Source organism: Actinoplanes octamycinicus, assembly GCF_014205225.1.
Classification (GTDB): Bacteria; Actinomycetota; Actinomycetes; order Mycobacteriales; family Micromonosporaceae; genus Actinoplanes; species Actinoplanes octamycinicus.
On record NZ_JACHNB010000001.1, the window covers coordinates 3,701,626 to 3,714,391 of the forward strand.

General features: G+C 71.7%; 12 protein-coding genes. 10 read left to right on the top strand and 2 right to left on the bottom strand.

The genetic code is table 11. The annotated features are described in order from the left end of the window. Positions 1–2: 2 nt before the first annotated feature. Complete coding sequence (dnaE, locus tag BJY16_RS16605; RefSeq protein ID WP_185040324.1) at positions 3–3,536, top strand: DNA polymerase III subunit alpha; 3,534 nt, start codon at positions 3–5, stop codon at positions 3,534–3,536. A 90-nt stretch (positions 3,537–3,626) separates the two neighbouring features. After that, complete coding sequence (locus BJY16_RS16610) at positions 3,627–4,430, top strand: hypothetical protein (protein WP_239176553.1); 804 nt, start codon at positions 3,627–3,629, stop codon at positions 4,428–4,430. Here the strand turns inward: BJY16_RS16610 and BJY16_RS16615 are convergent. After that, positions 4,345–5,052 (bottom strand): LON peptidase substrate-binding domain-containing protein, encoded by a 708-nt coding sequence (locus tag BJY16_RS16615; protein WP_185040325.1) that lies wholly within the window; start codon positions 5,050–5,052, stop codon positions 4,345–4,347. The two genes, BJY16_RS16610 and BJY16_RS16615, sit on opposite strands and share 86 nt — an antisense overlap. A gap of 164 nt (positions 5,053–5,216) precedes the next feature. Here BJY16_RS16615 and hisD point away from each other — a divergent pair, with 164 nt between their 5' ends. From hisD to hisF, 8 genes are all read left to right on the top strand, one after another. Further along, a complete protein-coding gene (gene hisD / locus BJY16_RS16620) occupies positions 5,217–6,527 on the top strand; it encodes a histidinol dehydrogenase (protein ID WP_185040326.1) in 1,311 nt (436 codons plus the stop codon). Then, positions 6,524–7,600: a histidinol-phosphate transaminase gene (locus BJY16_RS16625; protein WP_185040327.1), complete on the top strand. Its 1,077-nt coding sequence runs from the start codon at positions 6,524–6,526 to the stop codon at positions 7,598–7,600. The genes hisD and BJY16_RS16625 overlap by 4 nt, the downstream gene beginning before the upstream one ends. Beyond that, positions 7,597–8,208 carry an imidazoleglycerol-phosphate dehydratase HisB gene (hisB, locus tag BJY16_RS16630; RefSeq protein WP_111648744.1) on the top strand — a complete coding sequence of 204 codons (612 nt, stop codon included), beginning with the start codon at positions 7,597–7,599 and terminating at the stop codon, positions 8,206–8,208. Before BJY16_RS16625 ends, hisB begins: the two co-directional genes overlap by 4 nt. A gap of 1 nt (position 8,209) precedes the next feature. Then, positions 8,210–8,830: an imidazole glycerol phosphate synthase subunit HisH gene (gene hisH / locus BJY16_RS16635; protein WP_185040328.1), complete on the top strand. Its 621-nt coding sequence runs from the start codon at positions 8,210–8,212 to the stop codon at positions 8,828–8,830. Further along, positions 8,827–9,147, top strand: a complete 321-nt coding sequence (locus BJY16_RS16640) for a hypothetical protein (RefSeq protein ID WP_185040329.1) — start codon at positions 8,827–8,829, stop codon at positions 9,145–9,147. Before hisH ends, BJY16_RS16640 begins: the two co-directional genes overlap by 4 nt. A 10-nt stretch (positions 9,148–9,157) precedes the next feature. Further along, positions 9,158–9,880 carry a bifunctional 1-(5-phosphoribosyl)-5-((5-phosphoribosylamino)methylideneamino)imidazole-4-carboxamide isomerase/phosphoribosylanthranilate isomerase PriA gene (priA, locus tag BJY16_RS16645; RefSeq protein WP_185040330.1) on the top strand — a complete coding sequence of 241 codons (723 nt, stop codon included), beginning with the start codon at positions 9,158–9,160 and terminating at the stop codon, positions 9,878–9,880. A gap of 68 nt (positions 9,881–9,948) precedes the next feature. Then, positions 9,949–10,833: an EamA family transporter gene (locus BJY16_RS16650; RefSeq protein ID WP_185040331.1), complete on the top strand. Its 885-nt coding sequence runs from the start codon at positions 9,949–9,951 to the stop codon at positions 10,831–10,833. Continuing rightward, on the top strand, positions 10,830–11,591 hold the full coding sequence (gene hisF / locus BJY16_RS16655; protein ID WP_185040332.1) for an imidazole glycerol phosphate synthase subunit HisF: 762 nt from the start codon (positions 10,830–10,832) through the stop codon (positions 11,589–11,591). Before BJY16_RS16650 ends, hisF begins: the two co-directional genes overlap by 4 nt. Before the next feature lie 591 nt (positions 11,592–12,182). Here hisF and BJY16_RS16660 read toward each other — a convergent pair. Continuing rightward, on the bottom strand, positions 12,183–12,611 hold the full coding sequence (locus BJY16_RS16660) for a hypothetical protein (RefSeq protein ID WP_185040333.1): 429 nt from the start codon (positions 12,609–12,611) through the stop codon (positions 12,183–12,185). Positions 12,612–12,766 lie beyond the last annotated feature (155 nt).

A 12,766-nucleotide genomic window follows, 5' to 3' on the forward strand; every position in this document is an offset into this window, starting at 1 on the left:
GGGTGTCCGACTCGTTCGTGCATCTGCACGTTCACACCGAGTATTCGATGCTCGACGGAGCGGCCCGGGTCAAGGAACTCATCGGTGAGGCCAAGCGGCTCGGGATGCCGGCCGCCGCGATCACCGACCACGGCAACATGCACGGCGCCTACGAGATGTACAAGCAGTCCAAGGACGCCGGCATCACCCCGCTGATCGGCGTCGAGGCCTACGTCGCGCCGGACTCGCGGCTGAACAAGAGCCGGGTCAAGTGGGGCCGCCCGGAGCAGAAGGGCGACGACGTCTCCGGTAACGGTGCGTACACCCACATGACCATGTGGGCGCGCAACGCGGTCGGTCTGAAGAACCTCTTCCGGCTCAACTCGCGGGCCTCGATCGAGGGCCAGCTCGGCAAGTACCCGCGGATGGACTTCGACATCATCGCGGAGCACGCCGAGGGCATCATGGGCACCACCGGCTGCCCGTCCGGGGCGGTGCAGACCCGGCTGCGGCTGGGCCAGTTCGACGAGGCGCTCAAGTCGGCCGCGATGTACCAGGAGGCGCTCGGGAAGGACTACTACTTCCTCGAGATCATGGACCACGGCCTGGACATCGAGAAGCGGGTCCGGGACGGCCTGCTGGAGATCGGCCGGAAACTGAACATCCCGCCGCTGGTCACCAACGACTCGCACTACACCTACGAGGCGCAGGCCGAGGCGCACGACGTGCTGCTCTGCGTGCAGACCGGCAGCAACATCGCCGACCCGAACCGGTTCCGGTTCGACGGCAACGGCTACTTCGTCAAGTCGGCCGACCAGATGCGCGCCGTCGACTCCTCCGAGGCCTGGCAGGAGGGCTGCCGCAACACGTTGCTGGTGGCCGAGAAGGTGGACATCGACGGGATGTTCACGTTCAAGAACCTGATGCCCCGGTTCCCGATCCCGGACGGCTTCTCCGAGGAGGAGTACTTCCGGCACGTCGCCTTCGAGGGCCTGCGCAAGCGGTTCCCGGACGGCATCCCCGACTCGCACGTCCAGCAGGCGGAGTACGAGCTGGGCGTGATCATCCAGATGGGCTTCCCGGCGTACTTCCTGGTGGTCGCGGACTTCATCCAGTGGGCGAAGAACAACGGCATCGCGGTCGGCCCGGGCCGTGGCTCCGCGGCGGGTTCGCTGATCGCGTACGCGATGGGCATCACCGACCTGGACCCGCTGCCGCACGGCCTGATCTTCGAGCGGTTCCTCAACCCGGAGCGCGTCTCGATGCCGGATGTCGACATCGACTTCGACGAGCGCCGGCGCGGCGAGGTGATCCGCTACGTGACCGAGCGGTGGGGCGAGGACAAGGTCGCTCAGATCGCCACGTTCGGCACGATCAAGGCGAAGGCCGCGATCAAGGACTCGGCCCGGGTGCTGGGGTACCCGTTCGCGGTCGGCGACCGGATCACCAAGGCGATGCCGCCGGACGTGATGGGCAAGGGCATCCCGCTCGAGGGCATCTTCGACAAGGAGCACAAGCGGTACAACGAGGCCGGGGAGATCCGCTCGCTCTACGAGACGGACCCGGACGTCAAGAAGGTGATCGACACCGCGCGCGGCATCGAGGGCCTGATCCGGCAGACCGGGGTGCACGCGGCCGGCGTGATCATGTCCGCCGAGCCGATCATCGATCACATCCCGCTGATGCGCCGGGCCAGCGACGGCGTCATCATCACGCAGTTCGACTACCCCACCTGTGAGGGTCTCGGCCTGCTGAAGATGGACTTCCTGGGCCTGCGGAACCTGACGATCATCGACGACGCGAACAAGAACATCGAGCTCAACCACGGCAAACCGCTCGACCTGCTGGCGCTGCCGCTGGACGACAAGGGCGCGTACGAGTTGCTCGCCCGGGGTGACACGCTGGGCGTGTTCCAGCTCGACGGCGGGCCGATGCGGTCGCTGCTGCGGCTGATGAAACCGGACAACTTCGAGGACATCTCGGCCGTCCTGGCGCTCTACCGGCCGGGCCCGATGGGCGTCGACTCGCACACCAACTACGCGCTGCGCAAGAACAAGCTCCAGGAGATCACCCCGATCCACCCGGAGCTGGAGGAGCCGCTGCGGGAGATCCTCGAGCCGACCTACGGCCTGATCGTCTACCAGGAGCAGGTGCAGCGCGCCGCGCAGATCCTCGCCGGGTACAGCCTCGGCCAGGCCGACCTGCTGCGCCGCGCGATGGGCAAGAAGAAGAAGGAGATCCTCGACAAGGAGTTCATCCCGTTCCGCGACGGCTGCCGCGAGCACGGGTATTCCGACGAGGCGATCCAGGCGGTGTGGGACGTGCTGGTCCCGTTCGCCGGCTACGCGTTCAACAAGGCGCACTCCGCGGCGTACGGGCTGGTGTCCTACTGGACGGCGTACCTGAAGGCGCACTACCCGGCGGAGTACATGGCCGGGCTGCTCACCAGCGTCGGCGACGACAAGGACAAGATGGCGGTCTACCTGGCCGAGTGCCGCCGGATGGGCATCCAGGTGCTGCCGCCGGACGTGAACCAGTCGGCCGGCCCGTTCACCCCGGTCGGCAAGGACATCCGGTTCGGCCTGGGCGCGGTCCGCAACGTCGGCGGCAACGTGGTGGAGGCGATCGCCCGCTGCCGCAAGGAGAAGGGCGACTACACCGACTTCTACGACTTCCTGTCGAAGGTGGACGCGGTGGCCTGCAACAAGCGGACCATCGAGTCGCTGATCAAGGCGGGCGCGTTCGACTCGATGGGGCACAGCCGCAAGGGACTGCTGGCCGTGCACGCCGAGGCGATCGACGCGTTCGCCGGGGTCAAGCGGAACGAGGCGGCCGGCCAGTTCGATCTGTTCGGCGCGTTCGGCGACACCGAGGGCGCCCCGGCGGCCACGGTGGCGATGCCGACCATCGGCGACAGCGAGTGGGACAAGCGGGACAAGCTGACCTTCGAGCGGGAGATGCTCGGGCTCTACGTCTCCGACCACCCGCTCGCCGGACTGGAGCAGGTGCTGCAGAGCAACGCGGACATCAGCATCGCCGCGCTCAACGAGGAGGGCTCGGTCCAGGACGGCCAGATCGTCACGATCGCCGGCATCCTGACCGGCGTCCAGCGCCGGATCACCAAGCAGGGCCGGGCGTGGGCGTCGGCCACCGTCGAGGACCTGGCCGGCGGCGTCGAGACGCTGTTCTTCCCGAACACCTACGAGCTGGTCGGCCAGTACATCGCCGAGGACGCGATCGTGGTGGTCAAGGGCCGGGTGGACCGGCGCGACGACACCCCGCGGATCATGGCGATGGACATGTCCATCCCCGACATCTCGCACAACCCGGACAGCAAGCCGGTGGTGCTCACCATGCCGATCACCCGGGTCACCCCGCCGCTGGTCGACGAGCTCAAGGACATCCTGTCCGGCCACCCGGGGGACACCGAGGTGCACGTCCACCTGCAGAACGGGAAGCGGACCACGGTCATCCGGCTGGTCGCGGCCCGGGTCGCGGCGACGCCCGCGCTGCGCGCCGACCTCAAGATGATCCTCGGCCCGGCGGCCGTGGCCTGACCTCACGGCCGGATCTGGAAGGATCAGAGGGTGCACCCAGAGGAGCCGAACCCACCGTCGACGGGCACGCCGCCCGCCGGATACCCCCCGATGGGACCTCCGGCCGCCGGATACCCCCCGATCGGACCTCCCGCCGCCGGATATCCGCCCGCCGGGTACCCGCCCGCGGGCCTGGAGCAGCCGGCCGCCCGGCCGCCGTGGTGGCGGTTGCAGCAGGGCAGCCGCCGGCCGTGGCGGCGGTCGCTGGGCGTCGCGGTCGGCGCGGCCGCGGTGATCACCGTGCTCGGCGCGCCGTTCGGGCTGCTCTGGCACGCGCTGGCACCGAGCGTGCCGGTGATCGTGGCCGGGGACAGCAGCATCGTGGTCAACGACCCGTCCCCGGAGCAGTACATCGCCGCGGACGGCTGGCTGACCCTGCTCGGCATCGGCTTCGGCCTGCTGGTGGCGGTCGCCGCGTGGCTGCTGCTGCGCCGTGACCGAGGGCCGGCGCTGCTGCTCGGCGTGGTGATCGGCGCCGGCGTGGCCACCCACTGGATCGCGGTCCCGATCGGCGAGCTGATCGGCAAGGACGCCTACGAGCAGTGGCGGGCCACGGCCGGCCAGGGCGCGACCTACCTGGCGCCGCCCGAGGTGCACGCGATCGGGCCGACGCTGGTGCCCGCCTTCGTCGCGGCGATCGTGCTGACCCTGCTGGCCGGCTGGTCCAACGACCCGGACCTCGACCAGCCGGGCGCGCAGCCCGGTTACGGCCCCAACCACGGGCAGTACGGCCCGCTCCAGGAGCAGCGGCCGATGGGCGCCGACCCGTTCAGTTCGGGCTGGCCGGCCGGGCCAGGTCCGACAGCGGCACCGGCACCGCCCGCACCCGGGCAAGCAGACCAGCCTCACGGTTGAGCAGGCGCAGCTCGGCGCGCAGCCGGCTGGTGGTGTCCGGCGCGGCCAGCAGCGCGTGCCGCTCCTCCAGGGTGAGCTGCGCGGTCGCGGCGACCAGGTGGGACAGCACGGTGGCGTCGTCCGGGACCTGGTCGAGGATCTCCGCGTTCGGCCGGAGCAGCTCCAAGTACTGCTGGAAGGCCGTGAGGACACGGGGTTTCAGCAGCTCGGCGGTCTGGTCCGGGGAGCCGTCGTCGGGCAGCCACTCGACCCGGGCGGTCAGGTAGGGCTCGGCGCCCTGCTCGACGTCGAGGATCCGGAAGCGGCGGCGGCCCACCGTCATGATGTCGAACCGGCCGTCCGGCAGCTCGGACACGTGTCGCAGCTCGGCGGTGCAGCCCACCTCGAACAGGTCGTCGGCGCCGACCGGATCGGGCGGCGGGACCGGGCCGTCACCCGGCTCGGGCGCGACCTCGCTGCCGTGCCGGAGGGTGACCACGCCGAACTCGGCCGGCGGCTCGGCCGGCTGGGCGGCCAGCTCCCGCACGAGGGCGCGGTAACGCTCCTCGAAGATGTGCAGGGGCAGCACCAGACCGGGGAAGAGCACCGTGCTCAGCGGGAAGACCGGCAGCCGATCGCTCACGGGTTCAGCCTAGTCGTCCGCTGACCTTGGTCAACCCGCCGGGAGCGGTGCGGGGGCCGTACCCGAGAGATCGTGGAGAGAAAAAGGTGATCTGCGCGTCTCAACGCCTGGGCCGCGGCCTCGCGGGCGCGAGGCTGTCCGACCGGACCCCTAGACTGGGGCCCGTGCTGAATCGGATCGACCTGCGCGGCTCCCGCCGTGACCCGCGCGGTCTGCTGCCCCGTGCCCAGCTCGACGTCTCCGTGGCCGTCGAGAGGATTCGTCCCGTCGTCGAGGCGGTCCATCAGCATGGGTTCAGCGCGATCCGCGAGGCGACCGAGCGGTTCGACGGCGTCACCGTGGAGCGCCTGCGGGTGCCGGCCGAGGCGATCGCCGCCGCCGCCGAGACCCTGGAGCCGGAGGTCCGCGCTGCCCTGCTCGAGTCGATCAAGCGGGCCCGCAAGGTGCACGCCGACCAGCGGCGCACCGACGTGACCACCCAGGTGGTCGACGGCGGCACGGTGACCGAGCGCTGGGTGCCGGTCAGCCGGGTCGGGCTCTACGTCCCCGGCGGCCTCGCCGTCTACCCGTCGACCGTGGTGATGAACGTGGTGCCCGCCCAGGAGGCCGGCGTCGAGAGCCTGGTGGTGGCCAGCCCGCCGCAGGCGGAGAACGGCGGTCTGCCCGACGCCCGGGTGCTCGCGGCGTGCGCGCTGCTCGGTGTGACCGAGGTCTACGGCGTCGGCGGCGCGCAGGCGATCGCCATGCTGGGCTACGGATCCGACGGCGCCGACGAGAGCGACCGGTGCGAGCCGGTCGACGTGATCACCGGCCCGGGCAACATCTGGGTGACCGCGGCCAAGCGGCTGCTCCAGGGCCGGGTCGGCATCGACGCCGAGGCGGGCCCGACCGAGATCGCGATCCTGGCCGACGAGACCGCCGACCCGCGGCACGTCGCCGCCGACCTGATCAGCCAGGCCGAGCACGACCCGCTCGCGGCGAGCGTGCTGGTCACCGACTCGACGGCGCTCGCCGACGCGGTCGAGGCCGAGCTGGCCGTGCAGGTCGCGGCGACCAAGCACGACGAGCGGGTGCGTACCTCGCTGACCGGCGAGCAGTCCGGGGTCGTGCTGGTCGACGACCTGGAGCAGGGCCTCGCGGTGGTCGACGCCTACGCCGCCGAGCACCTGGAGATCCAGACCCGGGACGCGCGGCAGTGGGCCATGCGCGTCCGCAACGCCGGTGCGATCTTCGTGGGCGCGTGGTCGCCGGTGTCGCTGGGTGACTACGCAGCCGGGTCCAACCACGTGCTGCCCACCGCCGGCTGCGCCCGGCACTCGTCCGGCCTGTCGGTGCAGTCCTTCCTGCGCGGCATCCACGTCATCGAGTACGACGAGGCGGCCCTGCGCGACGTGGCCGGCCACGTGGTGGCGCTGGCCAACGCGGAGGATCTGCCGGCGCACGGGGACGCGGTGAAGGCGAGGTTCGGGCGATGACCACGATCGACGACCTGCCGATCCGGGACGACCTGCGGGGCAAGTCGCCCTACGGCGCGCCGCAGCTGGACGTGCCGGTGCGGCTGAACACCAACGAGAACTCGTACCCGGTGCCCGACGACGTGGTCGAGGCGATCGGCAAGGCCGTCCAGGCCGAGCTGCGCGACCTCAACCGCTACCCGGACCGGGACGCCATCGCCCTGCGCACCGAGCTGGCCGGCTACCTCGGCCACGACCTCACCACGGCGAACGTGTGGGCGGCGAACGGCTCCAACGAGGTGCAGCAGCAGCTGCTCCAGACGTTCGCCGGCCCCGGCCGGAAAGCGCTCGGCTTCGGCCCGTCCTACTCGATGCACCCGCTGCTCGCGGCCGGGACCGGCACCGAGTGGATCGGCTCGCTCCGCGACCCGGACTTCGGGCTGAGCCCCGACCGGGCGGTCAGCGAGATCGAGCAGCACGACCCCGACCTGGTCTTCCTCTGCTCGCCGAACAATCCGACCGGTACCGCGCTCGACCCCGCCGTGATCGACGCCGTGCTGGGCACCGCGCGCGGCATGGTGATCGTCGACGAGGCGTACACCGAGTTCGCCCGCCCCGGCACCCCGAGCGCGCTGACCCTGCTGCCCGGCCACCCCCGCCTGGTGGTCAGCCGGACGATGAGCAAGGCGTTCGGCTTCGCCGGCGGCCGGCTGGGCTACCTCGCCGCCGACCCGGCCGTGGTGGACGCGGTCCAGCTGGTCCGCCTGCCGTACCACCTCTCCGCGATCAGCCAGGCCGCCGCGCGGGCGGCGGTGGTGCACCGGGCGTCGTTGCTGAAGACGGTGGAGGCGATCAAGGAGCAGCGGGACCGGATCGTCGACGTGCTCCGGGCGCGCGGGGTGCGGGTGGCCGACAGCGACGCCAACTTCGTGCTCTTCGCCACCGGGGGCGACCAGCGAGTCGCCTGGCAGGCCTTCCTCGACCGGGGCGTGCTGATCCGCGACGTCGGCCTGGCCGGCTGGCTGCGGGTCACCGCCGGGACCGAGTCCGAGACTTCCGCATTTCTTGACGCCGCTGAGGAGATCCTGTCGTGAGTCGTACGGGGCGGATTGACCGCGTCACCAACGAGACCAAGGTGCTCGTCGAGATCGACCTCGACGGCACCGGCAAGGGCGATCTGAGCACCGGCGTGGGTTTCTACGACCACATGCTCAACCAGCTCGCCAAGCACGGTGGCTTCGACCTGACGGTGCGTACCGAGGGCGATCTGGAGATCGACTCGCACCACACCATCGAGGACACCGCGATCGCGCTGGGCGAGGCGTTCGCCCAGGCGCTCGGGGACAAGCGAGGCATCCGGCGGTACGGCTCGGCCACCATCCCGATGGACGAGGTGCTGGTCCGGGCCGCCGTCGACCTGTCCGGCCGGCCCTATGTGGTGCACGACGAGCCGCTGCTCACGCCGTACATCGGGCCGGTCTACGCGACCAGCATGACCCGGCACATCTTCGAGGCGTTCGGCCACGCGGCCAAGGTGACCCTGCACGTGGACGTGCTGCGGGCCTGCCGGCCGGGCGGCCACCCGGACGCGCACCACGTGGTCGAGGCCCAGTTCAAGGCGTTCTCCCGGGCGCTGCGCGAGGCCGTCGAGATCGACCCGCGCAACGCCGGCTCGCTGCCGTCCACCAAGGGCGTGCTCTGACATGGCAGCCAGCGTGGTGATCCTCGACTACGGGTCGGGGAACCTGCGATCGGCCGAGCGCGCGGTCGCGCGGACCGGCGTGGACGTCACCGTGACCAGCGATCTCGGGCTGGCCGCCGAGGCCGACGGGCTGGTCGTGCCGGGCGTCGGCGCCTACGCCGCGTGCATGGCCGGGATCCACGAGCTGGGCGCCGGGCCGGTGATCGCCGAGCGGGTCGCGGCCGGCCGGCCGGTGCTCGGCATCTGCGTGGGCATGCAGATCATGTTCGAGTCCGGGGTGGAGCACGGCATCGAGACGAAAGGTCTCGGGCTGCTGCCCGGATCGGTCACCCGCCTGCGGGCGGAGCGGATCCCGCACATGGGGTGGAACACGGTCTCCGTCCCGGCCGGCTCGACGTTGCTGGCCGGGCTCGCCGCGGACACCCGGTTCTACTTCGTGCACTCGTACGCTGCCCGGGATCTCGACCGGTTGACCGACGCCGTCGTGACCACCGCGGCTCACGACGAGCCGTTCGCTGCCGTGGTGGAGCGCGACGCGCTCAGCGTCGCCCAGTTCCACCCGGAGAAATCGGCTGATGCCGGATATGCGCTGCTGAGCAACTGGGCCGCCACGCTGCGATGAGCAAGGAACGCGCGCGACGACGGGCCGAACGGCTCGCCGTCCTGGAACGGGAGAAAGCCGTCCGGGCCCGGAGAGTGGCCCGGCGGCAGCGTCGTCGTGCGGTTCTGAAGAAGCTCGCGCTGCCGCGCCTGGGCAGCGACGGGCGGCTCTATCACCGCAGCCGGCGGCAGCGGGTCGGCATCGTGGTCGTCCCGCTGCTCGCCATCGCCGCGGTCTGGCTGTTCATCCCGGAGACGGCGCTGCGCATCCTGCTCACCGTCCTGCTCGTCCTGGCCGCCCCGGCCCTCGTGGTCGTGGTGCTCGGCCGCCGTTCATAGGAGAGAGATCGTGACCCTGCAACTGCTGCCCGCCGTCGACGTCGCGGACGGCCAGGCGGTCCGCCTGGTCCAGGGCGCCGCCGGCTCGGAGACCGCCTACGGCGACCCGCTGGAGGCCGCGCTGGCCTGGCAGAACGACGGCGCCGAGTGGATCCACCTGGTCGACCTGGACGCCGCGTTCGGCCGCGGGTCGAACGCCGAGCTGCTCGCCGACGTGGTCCGCCGGCTGGACGTCAAGGTGGAGCTCTCCGGCGGCATCCGGGACGACGAGTCGCTGACCCGCGCCCTGGCCACCGGCGCCCAGCGGGTCAACATCGGCACCGCCGCCCTGGAGGACCCGGAGTGGTGCGACCGGATCTGCGCGGAGTACGGCGACCGGGTCGCGATCGGCCTGGACGTGCGCGGCCGCACCCTGGCGGCGCGCGGCTGGACCCGGGACGGCGGCGACCTCTACGAGGTGCTCGCCCGCCTGGACAAGGCCGGCGCCACCCGGTACGTAGTCACCGACATCACCAAGGACGGCACCATGCGCGGTCCGAACCTCGACCTGCTCCGTGAGGTCTGCGCCGCCACCGACAAGCCGGTGATCGCCAGCGGCGGCGTCTCCACCCTGGACGACCTGCGCGCCCTGGCCACCCTGGAGCCGGTCGGCGTGGAGGGTGTGATCGCCGGCAAGGCGCTCTACGCCGGCGCGTTCACGGTCCGCGAGGCGCTGGAAGCGCTGAAGCAGTAGCCCGGCTACATCGTCGGTGTAGCAATTATCGCTGGTGCTTAACGGTCGGCTGCCGCGAGGCTGACGGCATGAGGCCGCGTGACATCGCCCTGGCCGTCGCCGTCGCGGCGGTCTGGGGCGTCAACTTCGTCGTGATCGAGACCGGGCTGGACCACTTCCCGCCGCTGCTCTTCTCCGCGCTGCGGTTCGGCCTGGCGGCCTTCCCGGCGATCCTGGTCGCCGGCCGGCCGCGGGTCCGGTGGCGCTGGGTCGCCGCGGTCGCGCTGATCCTCGGCGTGGTGAAGTTCTCCCTGCTCTTCGCGGGGATGGCGGCCGGGATGCCGGCCGGGCTCAGCTCCCTGGTGCTGCAGAGCCAGGCGATCTTCACGATGCTCTTCGCCACCCTGCTGCTGCGCGAGCGGCCGCGCCCGGTCCAGATCGCCGGGCTGACCGTGGCCGCCGCCGGGGTCGCCCTGGTGGCCACCCGGATGGGCGCCGGACTGCCGGCCTTCCTGCTGGTCATCGGCGCGGCCGTGGCGTGGGGCCTGGCGAACGTGGCGACCCGCCAGGCGTCCCCGCCGGACACGCTGCGCTTCATGATCTGGGTCAGCGCGGTCGCCACGGTCCCGCTGATCATTCTGTCCCTGCTGGTCGAGGGGCCGGAGCGGGACCTGGCCGCGCTGCGCGCCGTGGACACCACCGCGGTGCTAGCCCTGCTCTACATCGCGCTGCTCTCCACACTGGCCGGGTTCGGCGCGTGGGGCTACCTGATCCGCAAGCACGGCGCCGGCACGGTGGCGCCGTTCTCCATGCTGGTCCCGTTCTTCGGCATCGCCTCGGCCGCGCTGATCCTCGGCGAACCGGTGCACCCGATCGATGTGATCGGCGGCACGCTGGTGCTCGGCGGCGTGTTTCTGGGACTGGTCCGGTCCCGCCCGGTTCTGTCGGACCGGGTGGTTAGGGTGGGGGCATGACGGTCGCGGTGCGTGTGATCCCCTGTCTGGACGTGGACGCCGGACGGGTGGTGAAAGGGGTCAATTTCGTCGACCTCCGGGATGCCGGCGACCCGGTCGAGCTGGCCGCCGCCTACGACGCGGCCGGGGCCGACGAGCTGACCTTCCTCGACGTGACCGCCTCCTCCGACGACCGCGGCACCATGCTCGACGTGGTCCGGCGCACCGCCGAGACGGTGTTCATCCCGCTCACCGTCGGCGGCGGCGTCCGCTCGGTGGCCAATGTGGACGTGCTGCTGCGGGCCGGCGCCGACAAGGTCGGGGTCAACACGGCGGCGATCAGCCGTCCGGAGCTGATCAGCGAGATCGCCGAGCGGTTCGGCAACCAGGTGCTGGTGCTCTCCCTCGACGTGCGCCGGGCCGCCGGCCAGCCGTCCGGGTGGGAGGTCACCACGCACGGCGGGCGCCGCAGCGCCGGCCTCGACGCGGTCGAGTGGGCGGCCCGGGTGGCCGAGCTCGGCGCCGGCGAGATCCTGCTCAACTCGATGGACGCCGACGGCACCAAGGCCGGTTTCGACCTGGAGCTGATCCGCGCGGTCCGCGCCGTCGTCGACATCCCGGTGATCGCCAGCGGCGGCGCGGGCGCGGTCGAGCACTTCCCGCCGGCCGTCGCCGCGGGCGCCGACGCGGTCCTCGCCGCCAGCGTCTTCCACTTCGGCGACCTCACCATCGGCGAGGTCAAGGATTCCCTCCGGGCCGCGGGCAGTCCGGTCCGCTGACCCCCTTTTTCGGTACGCCCTGAGCACCCGCCCCACCCCTCGAAGCGCCCGTCCCGCTCGCGCGGGGGCGGCTGCTCCTCAGCGGTGTGCCCGGCACGCTCGGGCAACTGGTCCTCGGCGGTCTGTCGTGAGCGCGGGGTGGCTGGTCCTCGGCGGTGCGTCCGGCGCGTGGGGGCGGCTGGTCCTCAGCGGTGTTTCCGAGGCGCGGAGACACCTGTGGACGCCAGCTGATGGGGATTCGGGTGGCCAGCCCCACGGCCCCACGGTGGCCAGCCCCACGGCCCCACGGTGGCCAGCACTGCGGCCCCACGGTGGCCAGCACTGCGGCCCCAAGGTGGCCAGCACTGCGGCCCCAAGGTGGCCAGCAGCGCGTCCCCAAGGTGGCCAGCCCTGCGTTCCCAAGGTGGCCAGCAGCGCGTCCCCAAGGTGGCCAGCCCTGCGTTCCCAAGGTGGCCAGCACCGCGGCCCCAAGATGGCCAGCACTGCGTTCCCGCGGTGACTGGTCCCGCGGCCCCGTGCGGTGGGGCTGGGACTGGGACTGGGACGTGGCGGGGTGCTTCGGGCGTACCGGAAGAAGGGTGTTATCGCGGGTCAGCGGCCGTCGGCGAGGCGGAGGCTGTATTCGCGGACGGCGGCGTTGTAGGCGGTCTCGCTGAGGGACCAGTCCGTGTAGCCGGGCTCGGCGGCGCGGTTCAGCTGGGCCTGCAAGGTCATCACCGCGGAGGAGAGGCCGCTGAACGGGCGGGTGCGCCAGAGCTGCTCACCGGCCGGGGCGACCTCGATGACGTCGTCGGCCACGGTGATCAGGCCGGCGCCGGCCAGGCGGCGGACCGACTCCTCCAGGTCGGCTCGGGCCGGCACGCTGTGGTGCAGGAAATCGGCCGCGGCCAGCAGGTCAGCCAAGGTGGCGCCGGTCACCGGCAGCGCGGCGTGCAGCGCCCGGTCGCGCTCCAGGCGCTCGGCGATGACCGCGGAGACGAAGATCCACGCGTCGTTCCAAGTCCAGCCGCCGACCCCCATGCCGCAATGATGCCGTGCCGTCGGCATGTCGGGAAGCGAATGTGTCCGGATGATCAGCGGCTGGTTGCCAGGGATAAAAGCGGATCTTTGCCGGTCTATGCGGCATAGGGCGCGCATCGGGGTCGGTCTGTCCCAATGTGCGGGCACCGCACGCG

Coding starts and splice junctions, on each gene's coding strand:
- BJY16_RS16610 (WP_239176553.1), top strand. CDS start 3,627: ATGGGACCTCCGGCCGCCGGATACCCCCCGATCGGACCTCCCGCCGCC.
- BJY16_RS16625 (WP_185040327.1), top strand. CDS start 6,524: ATGACCACGATCGACGACCTGCCGATCCGGGACGACCTGCGGGGCAAG.
- hisH (WP_185040328.1), top strand. CDS start 8,210: ATGGCAGCCAGCGTGGTGATCCTCGACTACGGGTCGGGGAACCTGCGA.
- BJY16_RS16640 (WP_185040329.1), top strand. CDS start 8,827: ATGAGCAAGGAACGCGCGCGACGACGGGCCGAACGGCTCGCCGTCCTG.
- BJY16_RS16650 (WP_185040331.1), top strand. CDS start 9,949: ATGAGGCCGCGTGACATCGCCCTGGCCGTCGCCGTCGCGGCGGTCTGG.
- hisF (WP_185040332.1), top strand. CDS start 10,830: ATGACGGTCGCGGTGCGTGTGATCCCCTGTCTGGACGTGGACGCCGGA.
- BJY16_RS16660 (WP_185040333.1), bottom strand. CDS start 12,611: ATGGGGGTCGGCGGCTGGACTTGGAACGACGCGTGGATCTTCGTCTCC.